Genomic DNA, 15674 nt, shown 5'->3' on the forward strand with positions numbered 1-15674 from the left:
TTATTTGCGGATCTGGATCGAAAGTTGATAGTAAAAATAAAAGATATTGGTGAAGTTGATTTCGAGCAAGCAAATTTTATTATCAATGGAGAAGCTTTAGAATCTCTGAAAAAACTCCCAGATTCATTAGTACAAACAGTAATTACCAGTCCTCCTTATTATGGACAGCGTGATTATTGTGCAGAAAAACAAATTGGAACTGAAGAAAGTCCAGATGAATATATAAACAGACTTTTAGCAATATTTGATGAAATAAAAAGAGTCTTAAAAGAAGATGGTACACTTTGGATAAATCTAGGTGATAAATATATAGATGGAAATTTGGCAGGACTTCCTTGGAAATTAGCATTAGCTCTTAAAGAAAGAGGATGGATTTTGAGGTCAGATATTATCTGGTATAAACCCAATGCAATGCCATCTTCGGTTAAAAACCGTCCGACAACTGATCATGAATATATGTTTTTATTTGCGAAAAATTCAAAGTATTACTATGATGCAGATTCTATTCGTGAACCTCATGTGACTTTTTCTGAAAATAGTAAAATGCGAGGAGGACGAAATCATTTAGGTAAAAAAGGAGGAACTCCAGAACAGGGAAAAAATTCAGGTAATTCTAATTTGCATAATGGTAGATGGGATCAAGCTTTTCATCCCAAAGGTAGAAATAAAAGAACAGTTTGGGAAGTTCCTTTATCTAAGTTTAGAGATGCACATTTTGCAGTTTTTCCAGAACAATTAATAGAACCATGTATTCTAGCAGGTTCATCTGAAGGGGGAATAGTTCTTGATCCCTTTTTTGGTGCTGGTACAGTGGGATTAGTATCTATGAAAAAAGGACGTAGGTTTATGGGTATTGAACTTAATGAAGATTACTGTAAAATTGCTAGTAGGCGTATTTTTTCAACATGATTATTCAATTGATTTAAAAATATGTAAAATCTCTTTGAGTTTTTTATTAAGTAAAGGTTCTAATTCAATTATTTGATTAGGATTTTTGTCAATGTGAATAAATGCTTGAGATTTCAGTGAATCAAAATCTATTTTCCATGCTTCGGCAATGATAATTGGAATACATTTATATCCATCATTCTTCGCTTTTTCAATTGCTTGATTAATGTCTCTGGTAAAAAGTAGAGCATGGCCACCACCAGTTGTTTCTCTTGTTTTAACTGGAATTAATATTGTTCCTTTATTTCCTTTAATTGTAACATCATAAGTCTCACCACCAAGTTTTATTTGAATTTCCCCAATTGTCAGTTTTAGGTTGTTAGTTTTAAATATTTCTTTTAAATTTGTCCGAATAATTGCTTCAAATAGATTTCCTTTTATGGCTCGACGACTTCCTTCTAAGCGTTCCATCATAACTTCACAAATAGGAAACCATTCCCATCTTTCTGGCTCAGGTAAAATTGTAGATACATATTCACGCACATGATTTAGAAGTATGGCTTTACGCTCATTAGCTGTCCCATCAATATTTTTAAGTATCCCTTGTAATCTTTGTATGGGAGCATCTCTAAAAATCCAACCTAACAAAAGCCATTTAGCTTTACTTTGAGGATATGGACGAGCAATACCATCATACAAATTTAAATTTTTAGCTAGTTTACGCTGTAAATATTTTTGCAGAACTATTTGCGCTTTGGATGAGTCTTTTTCAATAACAAATTCATATAGTCCAATATAACTTTCTGATTGTAAAAATTCAATTAAATCATCAAAAAAAGGTTTATTTGAGTTGGCAATTATTGCTAATTCTTTGATTCGTATATTGTCGGAAATATTAGTCATTAAAAAACTCTTTGGGTGAAATATTTAACGCATCTGCAATTTTATGAATATTGAGAAGACTAATATTTCTTTCTCCCCGTTCTACTCCTCCAACATAACTGCGGTCTAAGTTACATAAATGTGCTAATTCTTCTTGAGATAGTCCTATATCTTGTCTGATTTGACGTAGACGATTACCGAATTTTTTTTGAATATTTTGATTATCAGGTGTTGTCATAAAGACAATTAAAAGCTATTGATGATTTTAAGTCCACGGACTTTAAGTACCATAATTATGTAGAATCAAGTATGAACATTTCCCCAAAGCTACCGTCTACAATTTGACGTAGTGTACAGAATGCATAAACCATGAAAAACAGACACAAAATGGCTTGTCACCAAAAATCTCTCATCAGTCTCAGCTTAATTACCACCTTCCTTGCACCCTATTCCGTTGCTGCTACCACTCCACGCACCCCAGATAAAACGGTCAATTGTGAAATTCTTGTTGTTGGTGGTGGACTCTCTGGAGTTGCGACGGCTTATGAAAGCTTACTCGCAGGACGCACGGTTTGTTTAACGGAAATTACCGACTGGTTAGGTGGACAAATTTCTTCTCAAGGTACATCTGCATTAGATGAAAGACCAACCCAACGAGCTAAACAATTCTATTCTCGCGGATATTTGGAATTAAGAAACCGCATTCAACGTAAATATGGCAAGCTAAATCCTGGAGACTGTTGGGTAAGCGACTCCTGCTTTCTTCCCCGTGATGCTCACAACATCATGACACAAATGCTCAAAGAGGCTGAAAAACGGGGTAAAGGAAAGTTGCAATGGTTTCCCAATACAGTAATTAAAGATTTAGCAATTAGTGAAGATGGTAAAATCATTAATAGTGCGATCGCAATTCAACATCGACCAACAGCAGGCGCACCACCTCTAAACACCGCTACATTATCTCAAACCATTGAAGATGCTTATAGTTACCTCAACTCACCTCAATTAAGCAAAACTTTAATTCGCTTTCTCCCCAAACAAACTAAAAACAATACTTCCAAATGGTACGTTGTCGATACCAGCGAAACCGGGGAAATTATCGCTTTAGCAGATGTTCCTTACAAACTCGGAATTGATGCGCGTTCCTATCTAGAACCTTCATCTTCTAGCACCAGCAACGACCCCTATTGTACCCAAGGTTTTACTTATACCTTTGCAATGGAGTCTACCAAAGACCCGCAAAATCAAGTAATGCCTCCATTCTATCCCCAATATGCGCCATATTTTAGTTATGAATTAGCGCGATTGGCAAATTTTGATTTAGTCTTTACCTACAGACGGATTTGGAGTCCGCAAAAAGGACAACCAACTACATTCAATGGGGTTAAGTTTACCGCACCCACACCAGGAGACATCTCCATGCAAAACTGGACTTGGGGGAATGACTACCGTCCAGGGACTGCTAATGATAATCTCATTTATACTCGTCAACAATTACAAACTTCTGGACAGTTAAACCCTGAAGGTTGGATGGGGGGACTGCGAACCGAAACACTCCGCAAAGGTGAAGAAAATGCCCTTGCTTATTATTACTGGTTAGTTGCGGGAAATACTGACTCTCAACTCGGTGCAGGTGTAAAGCAGCCTCAACCTAATAACCGTTTGTTAACAGGGTTAAATTCCCCAATGGGAACCGCACACGGGTTATCTAAATATCCCTATATGCGGGAAGGAAGACGCATTATCGGCCGTCCTAGTTGGGGACAACCGGAAGGTTTTGGAATTGGGGAAATTGATATTTCTCGGCGTAATTATAATGATGAGTATTACCGTAAAAACTTGCCAGCGGATATGTATCGTCGGTTAACAGCAGCACTGGCAGGTTTGGAAGCACCATCAGTAATTAGTGGTCAAATCTCTCCAGATCAGGTCATGAGAAGAACTCGTTCGACGATTTTCCCTGATGCTGTGGGTATTGGACATTATGCCATAGATTTTCATCCTTGTATGACAAAAAGCCCCGCTGAAGCACCTGGTAATACTGAACGTGCGGGAGAAAGACGGGGTGCTGGCCAAGCATATCCTTTCCAAATTGCCCTCAGAGCCATGATTCCCCAAAAAATTGATAATTTATTGGTAGGGGGTAAAAGTATTGCTACCAGCCATATAGCGGCTGCTGCTTATCGAGTTCATTCCTTTGAATGGTCTTCTGGTGCAGCTGCGGGAACTGTAGCTAGTTTTGCAATCAAACAAAATATTGCACCCTATCAATTAGTTGATGATTTACCTAAACAAGAACCGCAGTTACAAGTTTTAAAACGGCTGTTGGAACAAAATGGTAATCCTACAGCTTTTCCTGATACTTCCATTTTTAACCAAAATTGGGAAGATTGGCGGTAGGTTAAATATCCTCATCTGGAACTCTTGTAGTAGGGACGTTCCAGGGAACGTCTCTACTCTATATGTTAAGGTTATTGATTTGGCTCTGACGATGCTGGTTGTTGCAAGCGTTGCCGCCAGCTGCTAGATTTAGGACTACTTTGACTATTGTTAGTAACTGAAGAAGCTGGAGTTATTTCCCGTCTTCGTCTTCTTTTGGTTGTTTGTTGTGAAGATGAAGAAGTATTAGTGGTTGCTTGATTTTTTCTTCTTCTTCTGAGAGCTTCTCCCAAACGCTGACCTTTAGTTGTTGATGGAGTGGAAGTAGATTCTGTTGATGCTGCTGTATTTCTGCTGCGACGAATTTTTGTGGTGATTGGGTTTGATTCTTTAGGAATATTGTCATTAACAGATGTTACCAATCGTCGGCTGCGTCTTGGTTTGTCAGTTGCAGAATTACTTGCGTTGTTTGTAGATGCAGCGTTTCTTCGTTCGGATTCTCTTTGTTTCTTGCGTTCTTGCAGTTGGCGATATCGTTGGGAACCTGCGATCGCATATTCAGTCCCAATACTAACACCTTGTCTACCTTCTGAACTGGGTTTGAGTTTCCACTTTTGCGCTCGCTCTAAATGTTCTGCATCTAGTTTCTCATTACCACTGGATCTCAACAACCGTACTTTAGTCACATTACCCTGACTATCCGTATCAACAGCTACTTCAACCCTGCCCTCTACTCCTCTTCTCCTTGCCCAATCTGGATAATTTGTATTACACTCCCGACAAGCAGCACGGCCATTACCGCTACCAGAGTTAGTACTTGCTTTGGGAGGTGTCGGTGCAGTTGCAACTTTTGAAATACCGTTGTTGTTTTCGCTACTACTACCGCTGTTGTTACCACTACCACTACCGTTGTTGTTAACACTACTGCTGTTGTTTCCGCTACTGCTGCCACTACCACTTCCAGGAATTCCTATTGAGTTTGATGTTACTGCACCATTCCCACCCACAGTACCTTGAGAGGGTTGTGAAACTTCTTGATTTGCCCTCCCATCTCTGATTCCTGCTAACAACTTACTGAGATTAGAACTGGATTTTGAAGATGGCTGAATGGCAGTTTTCTCAGTAGATAAAGGTTTAACAGCAGTATCTTTTGACCGAGAAACTTCCTGCTGCGGAGTATCTACTTTTTTTGGTGCTACAGTTTCCTTTGTGATGGAAGGTAAAGGTTTGAGAGGTTCTATTTTCGGAGCAGGAACCACAGCAGGTTTAGCCGAAACTACCGTGCTTTTTTGTAGTTGCGGTATAAATATGCTGGGAGAGGAATTAGAATTATTTGAACTAGTGAAAATCTGCGAATTATCAACAACTTTAGGTTTTATTTCTTCTTCTGGTGCTTCTATTGGTTTTATTTCTGCGGGTGGAGTCTCCACAAAAGTGATTTCCACTGGCTCCTCTTCCGGGACTTTTGTGAGTAGATTGCCAATACCAGAAGCCAGCAATCCAATATGTATAGCCAAAGAGCCAAGCAGACTATAGGTCAAAAAGGTTGACAGTGTCTTTAATTCTTTTTCTCGCTGCTCTATGGCTGTGCTGGAAAAACTCATAAGAATATGTGGTAAGTGGGCAACTCAGTAACAAAGCATACTGAGAGGGAAAATGACTTAAGGGATTTTAATGCCTGTTAAGGAGTTAGTAATTCACGAAGTCGATCAAAAGTCAAACACGTAAGAGTTATTTTTTACAAGCTCAGTGGCTTTATCCCTAAGTCATTGAGATTTTATTGCTATTAATTTTCAGTAACTTTGGCAGATTAACAGAAATTAGCTATAAATGTCAATCAATAAATTTGAGTTTTTGTATTTGCGAATTTTAGCTAAAACCTCCTGCCAGTAGATGATTAAAGCGATTTTGAACCCAGCATAGAATTAATTCTGAGCCTCAGATGTAGCAAAAGATTGACAGATATTCTCATTTGCTCTAATTTAAGTTGAGAACTTATATCAGCTATGCTTGCTGAAGTAGCCAGTAAATTTACTCAAAAGGCTTGAAAATCGGACATGGATATCAAAAATCTGTTTACAGCAGGTGGTGTGGTGATGTGGCCGCTGCTACTGTCTTCTGTTTTGGCGGTAGGGCTAATTGTGGAACGGATCAAATTTTGGATAAAAATCAGCACTCGTCAGCAGATAGTAGTACGAGAGGTATTGACTCTTTATCGTCAGAATAATGTAGTCAGTACAATTGATAAATTACGGAAGAATGCAGATTTACCCATAGCGCGGATATTTTTAACAGCTTTGGAACTGGAAGAACCAAATCCAGAAGAATTTCGTTTGGCTTTGGAGAGTGAAGCCCAGGCAGAAATACCTTTATTCAAAAGGTTCAATACAATTTTTGATACTATTATTGCTCTTGCACCACTATTAGGATTACTGGGAACTGTATTGGGTTTAATTGGTTCTTTTGCTTCACTCAATATTGGTGATGTTGGGGGAACAAAAGCGGCTGGGGTAACTAGTGGTATTAGTGAAGCCTTAGTTTCTACCGCCACTGGATTAATTGTGGCAATTTTTACTCTTGTTTTTGCTAATACCTTCCGAGGATTTTATCAAAGACAAATGGCTTTGATTCAAGAATATGGTGGACAGTTAGAACTACTATACCGTCGTCGCTACGAACGAGGAGAAAAAGCATATGCGTCTACAAGATGAGCCAGAATTGCCAGCACAGATTAATATTGTGCCGATGATTGATGTTATTTTTGCAATTTTGACGTTTTTTATTATGTCAACTTTGTATTTAACTCGTTCTGAGGGTTTACCAGTTAATTTACCTCAAGCTGCTACGGGAAAAACAGATCGTCCTGCACAGGTGACGGTGACAATTAATAATACTGGCAAAATATTTTTGAATAAAGAAATAGTTAGTTTAGAGCAATTAGAATCTGAGGTGAGAGAAAAAGTAGAACCTTCACAGCCATTGATGGTGATAGTCAATGCAGATAAAGCTGTTAATCATGGCCAAGTAGTAGCGGTGATGGATAAAGTGCGACGGATACAAGGAGTGAAATTAGCTATAGCTACTCGCAAATAGTCAATCAATTTTAGATTTTGGATTTGTTTCACCAGTTCATTATCAACCAAAACAATCTCAAATCACCAGTCTAAAAACTAAAATTGGCACTCTCAAGGTTACTCATATTTTCATGATCTTTAATAATTTGATGAATTCGTCGGCTAAACCTGTATTCAGCTTGGTTGGGTGTTTGATGCTGCTGCTAATTTGTTTAGTCTCTAGTGTCACATTGGGAGCAGTAGAAATACCAATAAATAAGATTTTGACATCCTTTGTTAGCTTTGATGGTTCATATCAACATTTAGTGATTCAAACTGTCAGATTACCGCGATCGCTCATTGCCATTCTAGTCGGTGCAGCCCTGGCAGTGTCTGGAGCATTAATGCAAGGGTTAACACGCAATCCCTTAGCAGATCCAGGCATTTTGGGCATTGAAGCCGGTGCAGCACTCACCGTAGTTATCACAACTTTTGTGTTTGGTACTTCATCTGTTGCTACCTTGACAATTGCGGCTTTTTTGGGTGCGGGAATCACAGCAACTTCAGTCTACTTCCTGGGTTCACTGGGAAAGGGAGGCGCTACCCCACTCAATCTCACAGTAGCAGGTGCAGCATTGACAGCTTTAATTTCTTCCCTCACCACTGCGATTTTAATCATCAGTCAACGCACATTAGAAGAAATTAGATTTTGGTTAGCTGGTTCATTAGCCGGTAGAGATACCACTATACTCGTTTCCGCACTACCGTTTATCATGATCGGCTTAGTAATTGCCTTTGCTTTGGGTAGACAAATTACCACCATGAGTTTAGGTGACGATGTAGCCCAAGGTTTAGGTCAAAAAACAGCCTGGATAAAAATTCTGACTGCTATTAGCGTAGTTTTACTAGCAGGAAGTTCAGTAGCCCTAGCCGGTCCCATCGGTTTTATTGGTTTAGTTGTTCCCCACATAGTCCGATTTTTCATTAAAACCAATTATCGCTGGATTTTGCCTTATTCCGCTGTTGTAGGGGCAACTCTGCTGTTAGTAGCAGATATTACCGCCCGTGTCGTCCTCAAACCCCTGGAATTACCCGTAGGTGTGATGACTGCACTGCTAGGCGCTCCTTTTTTTGTCTACCTGGCTAAATCAAAGGTGAAGAAATGAAGGTTGATTGGTTGGTGTTCCGTTCCTCAGCAATATCTTTTCGCATAGATCGGCGTGTACCAGTAATGCTGTTATTTATACTAACAGTAATTGGGTTCGCAATGGTATTAAATGTGGGTAGGGGTGAATATCCTATCTCTCCCCTGGATATTATGAAAACTCTATTGGGTGTCGATACGGGAAATCCTGATCATCTGTTTGTCATTAATTCCCTGCGTCTACCTCGTACCCTTGTCGCTTTTATGGTGGGAGTGGCGCTGGCTATTTCTGGAACTATCTTTCAAGGTTTAACACGCAATCCCTTAGCTGACCCAGGTATCATTGGCATCAATTCTGGCGCAAGTCTAGCCGCAGTTACAGTGATTGTCTTATTTCCCTCCGCACCAGTTTATATCTTGCCTTTATCAGCCTTTGTTGGTGCTTTGTTAATGGCTACTTTAATTTACTGGTTAGCTTGGAATAATGGCAGTTCACCGATTTTATTAATTTTAATGGGAGTGGGTTTATCTGCGATCGCTAGTGCCTTCACCAGTTTAATGATCACCTTTGGCGAAATTAACAGTGTTAGCGATGCTTTGGTGTGGTTAGCTGGTAGCGTGTACGGTCGCACCTGGGAACAAGTATTTTCATTTTTACCTTGGTTAATTATTTTTATCCCAATGGCATTGACATTAGCCAGACATTTAAACGCTTTAAATTTAGGAGATGATGTTGCTAGAAGTTTAGGTAGTCGTGTGGAATGGCAGCGTAGTTTACTATTACTGGTAGCAGTAGCCTTAGCAGGTGCAGGAGTAGCCACTGCGGGAATGATTGGCTTTGTAGGTTTAATAGCACCCCATTTAGGAAGACAGTTAGTAGGTACAAATCATCAAGGTTTGATTCCCACCGCAGCACTGTTAGGAGGAATGATTGTTGTTGTTGCAGATTTACTAGGAAGAATCCTATTTGCACCTATTGAAATTCCTTGTGGAGTCATTACAGCCGCTGTAGGCGCTCCTTATTTTATGTATTTATTAATTCGTAATCAGAAAAATAGGTGACAGTAAAAATAGCGAATACATTATTACCAATTATCAATTACCAATCTAAAATTTTTATGCAAGGCTTATCCACAAAAAATTTATCTTTAGCTTATGACGGTACAACTATTATCTGGGATCTAAATTTAGCGATTCCTCCTGGAAAAATTAGTGCTTTAGTTGGTGCTAACGGTTGCGGAAAATCAACATTATTAAGAGGCTTGGCTAGATTGCTTAAACCTCGCAGTGGGGCTGTATATCTGAATGGAGAATCTATTTTTCAACTTTCCACAAAAGAAGTAGCCCAGCAATTAGGAATTTTGCCTCAAAGTCCAGTGGCACCAGAAGGTTTAACAGTCAGAGATTTAGTAGTACAAGGTCGTTATCCATATCAAAATTGGTTGCAGCAATGGTCACAAAAAGATGAAAAAATTGTGCAACAGGCGTTAGAAATTACCGATTTACTCAAATTAGCTGAACGTGCATTAGACACTTTATCTGGTGGACAAAAACAACGAGCTTGGATTGCAATGGCACTAGCTCAAGATACAGATATTCTACTGTTAGATGAACCGACTACCTTTTTAGATTTGGCACATCAAATAGAAGTTTTAGATTTGTTGTATGAATTAAACCAATTTCAGGGCAGAACTATTGTCATGGTGCTGCATGATTTAAATCAAGCTTGTCGTTATGCCGATTATCTAGTTGCAGTCAAAGATGGTAGAATTTTTACTGCTGGAGAGCCACAACAGGTGATGACAGAGGAAATGGTAAAAGAGGTTTTTGGGTTAGAGTGTCGTGTTGTTGCTGACCCAGTTGTAGGAACACCAATATGTGTACCTATAGGACGTAAGGGTAAAATAAATTAAAAAATGCAAAAATGTCCTTATCTGCGGTTAGGTTAAAATCTAAATATACTCACTCCCATATTACCCAAAATGCAAATTACCCAAAGTCTTCACACTGCTATACTCGTCACCGACTTAGAACGTTCAGAACACTTTTATGGACAAGTATTAGGATTAGCGAAAATAGACCGCATCCTCAAATATCCTGGTGCATGGTATCACATCGGTAATTATCAAATACATTTAATAGTTTCATCATCTGTCCCCACCAAAAACCAAAACGAAAAATGGGGACGTAATCCCCATGTTGCTTTCTCAGTTATTGACTTAGAAACAGCAAAAAAGGAATTACTTAATCAAGATTATGCTATTCAAGCTAGTGCTTCTGGTCGTCCTGCTATTTTCACCAAAGACCCAGATGGGAATATTATTGAATTAAGTCAACAATAAATTACCTATTAGTTTAACATAATTAAATATCCCGGTTAAATGGATTAAAGCTATGACTAAATGAAAATTATTGCTTATATTTACAGTAATCCGCTTTTAGAAACTGCTCCCGATGAAGCTAGTTGGGGTTGGGAGGTAGATCGAGTTTATCAAGATTTGGGAGAGGGACAATCGCAATTACAACAATTACTAAATGACTGTAAAGCAGAACCAGCAAACTATCTACTAATTCGGAGGTTAGAAGAATTAGGTGATACAATCGCACAAGTGAGCAATTACCTCAACCAACTAGAAGCTATGGGGGTAATAGTAATTGCGACGGAACAAGCATACACTTCCGAGTCCGCTAAATTCCGTGCCGAATTGCTAAGTTTACTCCAAGAAATTCAACGTCAACAACGCAGCCGAACTATCCGCCAAGGACACGCCCGCAATCGCCTCGAAGCCTCACCACCTCCAGGTAAAGTCCCCTACGGCTACCGCAGAGGCCAAGGTAAATATATAATTGACCGTAGTACTTCACCTGTAGTCAAAGAATTTTTTGATAACTTTTTACTCTATGGTTCTCTACGTGGTTCAGTTCGTCATTTAGCGAAAAAATACGGTAAAAAAATCTCTGTCACCACAGGAAAGCGTTGGTTAATAAATCCAGTTTATCGAGGCGACACAGCTTATCAAAATAGTGAAATTATTTCTGATACCCATATAGGAATTATTTCTAGGGAAGAAGCGGCGCAAGTTGACAGACTTTTACGCCGGAATAGTCGTTTACCATCTCGTACTGCTAGTGCGCCCCGTTCTTTAGCTGGTTTAGTAGTTTGTAACCAATGTCAATCTCAGATGACAGTTACTCGTGTTACTCAGCGGTATCAAAATAAAGAGTATTTGTATTTACGCAATACCAAATGTCCCCAAATTCCTAAATGTAGTGCTATTTCTTACCAAGATGTTTTAGAAAAGACGATTGAAATTGTTTGTCGAGATTTACCTTTAGCAGTAGCAGGGATGAACTTTCCTCAATTGGATACTATTAAAAATAATTTAAGTAATAATATTGCACGTCAACAAGAAATTCTCGAACAGTTACCCACCTTCATAGAAACTGGCATTTTGGATATAGAAACAGCCAAAATCAGGGCTTACAAACTCCGCACAGAAATTTCTCAACTTAAAGCCAAGTTAGCAACTCTCCCACCTGTAAACTTACGTTCTGTTGCTCAAGCTGTTTCTATTCCCCAATTTTGGTTAGACTTATCAGAAGTAGAACGACGATTTTATTTACGAGAATTTATCCGACAAATAAAAGTAATTCGCCAAGATAAAGAATGGGATTTACAGGTAATTTTCATTTTTTAATCTGTTAAGAAAAGGGAACAGAGAGGGAAAGCAGAGAAAGAAGATTTTCTCCAATTACCCATTACCAATTACCCATTACCAATTACCAATTACCAATTACCAATTACCAATTAATCTTCATTTTGTCTAGCTGATTTAGGTGATTTACCTGAATTTCTTACATTCATAACTTTACTAAGCAAATCAAACCAAAATGGCGCTCCCATAGCAATAGCAATACCACTCACTAGCCACCCAAAAATCATTCTTAATACGTTGATTACAGGCCAGCCATTAATCTTTATTGCTTTCCAGCCCAATTGCTCTTTTAAGTTATCACTTGTCCAACCAATTGGGAAATTAACTTCTTCTAAAATTTGCTTAGTATCTATATTACTTAAGTTGGAAGAATTAGATTGTTGCTCTAGTGTTTGTGTAGCTTTATAAACAATTACTTCTCTCAGTACTGTATCTTTTGATAACCGATCAATGATATGAAATGTATCTGCATTAGCACCGAAAGCTAGAAGAATACCAATTAAAATTGCTACTCCTTTAGCATTTCGCTTGTAAACACCGCCGGCTCGCTGCATGGAACTATCAAAACTATTTTCAATTTCTAGACGTAATATATTAATACCTTCTTCTGTGGTTTTAGCGCTGTATTTCGCTCGCTTGGCTATGGTTTCAATATTTTCTCTGATTACAGGGGGCAAATTATCCATCAATTGGTGAATCGTTTGATATGTTTGATTATCTTCATCTTTTATAGCTGTCTTCATTTCTTTATACACAACGTTACTTGTATTCATTAATTGTACAACTTCGTTAATATTAGGCTTTAGTCCCCCGATAATTATTGCCTCTTCAATATTAGAAAAAGTATGTTTACAGAAAGCTCGCAATCGTTGCGATGTTTCTATTAAGACTTGATTTTCTTCATCTATGTTTGCTTGAAAATTATCTATATAGTTTTCTAAACTATCCTTCATTTGATTAACGCTGGTATCTATATCAAATTTGTTATTTTTGAAATCAGCGACAATATTTGTATATTCTGTTTTGAGGTCTCCAAAATCATCTTTTATATCTTGGGTAACATGGGTTGATAATTCCGCAATTTCTATTTGTCTTAGGGATCTGGTTAAAATTCTTTCAACTTCTTGCAAATGTTGGTTTTTAAATTTTTCTAATCTTACTTCCGTTAAATTATGGATGATTGTTGGTAGTTTTAATTCTTCTATTAGAGTGGCAGCAAAAGTAGCAGCAGGAATATAGGAAGGCGCACTATGTTCTTGATCAAAAGTTTTCTCATTTTTTGGAGATTTAGCTATTGATTTTCGTATTGACCGAGTTTTATCAGCCACAAACCAAGTTATCCTTCTTGGTAAAATAGAGAAAAAACCTTTTGCTTCTTGATTAATACTTTTAATTAAAGGATTTCTATAAATTTTATTAACTAAATCAATCACTTCCTGGGTTTCTGAGTCGTCAACATCTCCAGCCAAGAGAATTTCGATTGATTTTTTTAAGTGTGTAGCACGCCACTGTAATAATGTAGAAATTAATTCTTGAATCTCTGATGCTAATAAACTTAAAATTAAGTAAATAAAAATTAAACCTAGGGCGACATCTAAAATAAATGGTAGGCGCATTTACAGACTCCTTCAGGGTAATTGACCAGTTGAGGTTTGTATTCTTTATATCATTTAATGGGAAAAATGCTTGTTAACTTCTTTAAAAAATAAATAAGAAAAATTTTGTTCAAAAAATTATCATTATTCAGAGAAAACTGAGTTAATTTGGGATCTAGCCATTGCTAGTGAAAATGGTTTGTGACTGTGTGGCAACATTGGAGATTCACTCTGGTCTCTATGTAATCAAACCAGCGAGTAAAATGATTAGCATAGAATATGCCTGAAGGAAGCTATATTTGGACTCATCTCGAAAAACAACATCGCGCAGTTGACAAATGGATTGATTGGATATGGCTGATGGTATTGCTGTTAGCAGCGGTGTTACTGTTTAGCATCAATCTGGGAGGACTGCCGCTACGAGATTGGGATGAAGGGACTGTGGCACAAGTTGCTAGAGAAATTTGGCGTTCTCCACCAGGTTCCATGCGCTGGCTTTACCCTACCTTGGGAGGTGAACCATATCATAGCAAGCCACCCCTCATGCATTGGCTGATTGCTGGGGTTTATTCTCTAGGTGGTGTGAATGAATGGACAACTCGCTTACCTGGTGCAATTTTGACAGCGATGTCTGTACCTTTGCTGTATTGTATGGGTAGAGAGATATTTCGCCAACGTTGGGTAGCGATTTATAGTGCCTTGATTTATCTGACTATGCTACCGGTAGTGCGTCATGGCAGGTTAGCAATGTTGGATGGGGTGGTGGTAAGCTTGTTGATGGTGATGATGTTGTGTGTGTTGCGATCGCGCCGAGACTTACGCTACTGTCTTGGTATCGGTATCAGTTTTGGGTTAATTTGCCTAACTAAAGGCATGGTGGGTATCTTATTAGGTTCTATTGCTGTGGTCTTTCTCTTTTGGGATACACCCAGACTACTCACTAGTTACTATCTGTGGATAGCAATCTTTATTGGCATTCTACCTGTGATGGGTTGGTACGCTGCCCAACTAATACACTATGGTTATCCTTTTTCGCAAATTGATGCGGTGAATCAACCGTTTCATCAAACTACTGCTGTTGCAAGTGGTCGCCATGAACCATTTTGGTATTATCTATTAGAAATTATCAAGTGGACATGGCCTTGGCTCGTATTTTTACCGCAAACTGTACGCTTAACTTGGGAAAATCGGAATCTTAGCTGGGCAAAACTCATTATTGTCTGGACTGGTGTTTACCTACTGCTCATTTCCCTCATTAGCATCAAACTACCTTGGTATGTATTCCCCATTTATCCTAGCTTGGCATTAGCTGTTGGTTTCCAGTTAGCAGAGATAGAGAAATTACGTTTATTTTCATCCTATCCCCGCGCTTGGGTGAGTAGTTTTGCAGTCTTGGCTGTGGTGGCTTCCGCTGGTAGTATTTATTTTAGTTGGGTCAGTGGCAAAACAGACTTACAGATAATTTTGGCCGCAGTAGCTATGACTATGACTTTAGCTGCTATTTTAGCAGAGCGGGGTGATAGGCAATTTTTGAGAATTTTGGTTTGGGGAAGTTATATTTCCCTGCTGTTGTTAATGAAATCTAATTACTGGGTGTGGGAATTGGGAGAGGCTTATCCAGTCAAACCAGTTGCTACAATGATAGCCAATGCCAATCCCCAAACCAGGGAAATCTACACATCTTTTGCCTATTCTCGTTCATCGTTGAATTTTTATAGCGATCGCACCATTACTCCCGCTTCTACTGGTGAACTGCTATATTATTGGCAATACAATAGCCAACCCTATTTCCTCTTAAATGCCTCCGCTTTAGAAACCCTCAAACTCCAATCTATCAAAGTAGTTGATCAAGCTGAAGGTTGGCAATTAATCACGAAAAATAAGTAGTGAGTGCTGAGTCTTGAGTATCAAGTATCAAGTATTGAGTATTGAGTATTGAGTACCGAGTACTTGACTCGGATTTCAATACTGCTCGGTTAAGGAAATGTAGGTTGGGTTGAGCGACAGCGAAACCCAA

The 15674-nt window shown here is 38.6% G+C and carries 14 protein-coding genes; 10 read left to right on the forward strand and 4 right to left on the reverse strand.

Annotation, left to right across the window (positions count from 1 at the left end):
* The first annotated feature begins 24 nt into the window (after positions 1 to 24).
* Positions 25 to 909: a site-specific DNA-methyltransferase gene (locus VB713_RS24770; protein ID WP_323314153.1), complete on the forward strand. Its 885-nt coding sequence runs from the start codon at positions 25 to 27 to the stop codon at positions 907 to 909.
* Here the strand turns inward: VB713_RS24770 and VB713_RS24775 are convergent, their stop codons facing one another.
* Entirely contained in the window at positions 910 to 1791 is an 882-nt protein-coding gene (locus tag VB713_RS24775; RefSeq protein WP_323314154.1) for a hypothetical protein, read from the reverse strand. It lies immediately after the preceding gene.
* On the reverse strand, positions 1784 to 2008 hold the full coding sequence (locus tag VB713_RS24780; protein WP_323314155.1) for a helix-turn-helix transcriptional regulator: 225 nt from the start codon (positions 2006 to 2008) through the stop codon (positions 1784 to 1786). The genes VB713_RS24775 and VB713_RS24780 overlap by 8 nt, the downstream gene beginning before the upstream one ends.
* A 131-nt stretch (positions 2009 to 2139) precedes the next feature.
* On the opposite strand from VB713_RS24780, the gene VB713_RS24785 reads away from it, so the two are divergent.
* Entirely contained in the window at positions 2140 to 4170 is a 2031-nt protein-coding gene (locus tag VB713_RS24785; protein ID WP_323314156.1) for an FAD-dependent oxidoreductase, read from the forward strand.
* A gap of 71 nt (positions 4171 to 4241) precedes the next feature.
* Here the strand turns inward: VB713_RS24785 and VB713_RS24790 are convergent, their stop codons facing one another.
* Entirely contained in the window at positions 4242 to 5753 is a 1512-nt protein-coding gene (locus VB713_RS24790; protein WP_323314157.1) for a TonB family protein, read from the reverse strand.
* Positions 5754 to 6206: 453 nt separating this feature from the next.
* Between VB713_RS24790 and VB713_RS24795 the strand changes: the two genes are divergently transcribed.
* The 7 genes from VB713_RS24795 to VB713_RS24825 all read left to right on the forward strand — a co-directional run bounded on the left by VB713_RS24795 (position 6207) and on the right by VB713_RS24825 (position 12044).
* Positions 6207 to 6860, forward strand: a complete 654-nt coding sequence (locus VB713_RS24795; RefSeq protein ID WP_323314158.1) for a MotA/TolQ/ExbB proton channel family protein — start codon at positions 6207 to 6209, stop codon at positions 6858 to 6860.
* Positions 6844 to 7242, forward strand: coding sequence for a biopolymer transporter ExbD (locus VB713_RS24800; RefSeq protein ID WP_323314159.1), 399 nt, complete (start codon positions 6844 to 6846; stop codon positions 7240 to 7242). The genes VB713_RS24795 and VB713_RS24800 overlap by 17 nt, the downstream gene beginning before the upstream one ends.
* 130 nt (positions 7243 to 7372) lie before the next feature.
* Positions 7373 to 8368, forward strand: coding sequence for an iron ABC transporter permease (locus tag VB713_RS24805; RefSeq protein WP_323314165.1), 996 nt, complete (start codon positions 7373 to 7375; stop codon positions 8366 to 8368).
* Positions 8365 to 9408, forward strand: a complete 1044-nt coding sequence (locus VB713_RS24810) for an iron ABC transporter permease (RefSeq protein ID WP_323314160.1) — start codon at positions 8365 to 8367, stop codon at positions 9406 to 9408. The genes VB713_RS24805 and VB713_RS24810 overlap by 4 nt, the downstream gene beginning before the upstream one ends.
* Positions 9409 to 9464: 56 nt before the next feature.
* The gene (locus VB713_RS24815; protein WP_323314166.1) at positions 9465 to 10259 is read left to right on the forward strand and encodes an ABC transporter ATP-binding protein; all 795 of its coding nucleotides are present in this window, start codon (positions 9465 to 9467) and stop codon (positions 10257 to 10259) included.
* Between the two features lie 69 nt (positions 10260 to 10328).
* Positions 10329 to 10688: a VOC family protein gene (locus VB713_RS24820; RefSeq protein ID WP_323314161.1), complete on the forward strand. Its 360-nt coding sequence runs from the start codon at positions 10329 to 10331 to the stop codon at positions 10686 to 10688.
* 60 nt (positions 10689 to 10748) lie between these two features.
* Complete coding sequence (locus VB713_RS24825) at positions 10749 to 12044, forward strand: recombinase family protein (RefSeq protein WP_323314162.1); 1296 nt, start codon at positions 10749 to 10751, stop codon at positions 12042 to 12044.
* A 110-nt stretch (positions 12045 to 12154) separates the two neighbouring features.
* Here VB713_RS24825 and VB713_RS24830 read toward each other — a convergent pair whose 3' ends face one another.
* Positions 12155 to 13678 carry a hypothetical protein gene (locus VB713_RS24830; RefSeq protein ID WP_323314163.1) on the reverse strand — a complete coding sequence of 508 codons (1524 nt, stop codon included), beginning with the start codon at positions 13676 to 13678 and terminating at the stop codon, positions 12155 to 12157.
* 258 nt (positions 13679 to 13936) lie between these two features.
* Here VB713_RS24830 and VB713_RS24835 point away from each other — a divergent pair, with 258 nt between their 5' ends.
* Positions 13937 to 15544, forward strand: coding sequence for a glycosyltransferase family 39 protein (locus VB713_RS24835; RefSeq protein ID WP_323314164.1), 1608 nt, complete (start codon positions 13937 to 13939; stop codon positions 15542 to 15544).
* Positions 15545 to 15674: the final 130 nt, after the last annotated feature.

The organism is Anabaena cylindrica UHCC 0172 (assembly GCF_034931625.1).
In the GTDB taxonomy this organism is placed as follows: Bacteria; Cyanobacteriota; Cyanobacteriia; order Cyanobacteriales; family Nostocaceae; genus Anabaena; species Anabaena cylindrica_A.

Coding starts and splice junctions, on each gene's coding strand:
- VB713_RS24775 (WP_323314154.1), bottom strand. CDS start 1,791: ATGACTAATATTTCCGACAATATACGAATCAAAGAATTAGCAATAATT.
- VB713_RS24780 (WP_323314155.1), bottom strand. CDS start 2,008: ATGACAACACCTGATAATCAAAATATTCAAAAAAAATTCGGTAATCGT.
- VB713_RS24785 (WP_323314156.1), top strand. CDS start 2,140: ATGAAAAACAGACACAAAATGGCTTGTCACCAAAAATCTCTCATCAGT.
- VB713_RS24790 (WP_323314157.1), bottom strand. CDS start 5,753: ATGAGTTTTTCCAGCACAGCCATAGAGCAGCGAGAAAAAGAATTAAAG.
- VB713_RS24795 (WP_323314158.1), top strand. CDS start 6,207: ATGGATATCAAAAATCTGTTTACAGCAGGTGGTGTGGTGATGTGGCCG.
- VB713_RS24800 (WP_323314159.1), top strand. CDS start 6,844: ATGCGTCTACAAGATGAGCCAGAATTGCCAGCACAGATTAATATTGTG.
- VB713_RS24805 (WP_323314165.1), top strand. CDS start 7,373: ATGAATTCGTCGGCTAAACCTGTATTCAGCTTGGTTGGGTGTTTGATG.
- VB713_RS24810 (WP_323314160.1), top strand. CDS start 8,365: ATGAAGGTTGATTGGTTGGTGTTCCGTTCCTCAGCAATATCTTTTCGC.
- VB713_RS24815 (WP_323314166.1), top strand. CDS start 9,465: ATGCAAGGCTTATCCACAAAAAATTTATCTTTAGCTTATGACGGTACA.
- VB713_RS24820 (WP_323314161.1), top strand. CDS start 10,329: ATGCAAATTACCCAAAGTCTTCACACTGCTATACTCGTCACCGACTTA.
- VB713_RS24825 (WP_323314162.1), top strand. CDS start 10,749: ATGAAAATTATTGCTTATATTTACAGTAATCCGCTTTTAGAAACTGCT.
- VB713_RS24830 (WP_323314163.1), bottom strand. CDS start 13,678: ATGCGCCTACCATTTATTTTAGATGTCGCCCTAGGTTTAATTTTTATT.
- VB713_RS24835 (WP_323314164.1), top strand. CDS start 13,937: ATGCCTGAAGGAAGCTATATTTGGACTCATCTCGAAAAACAACATCGC.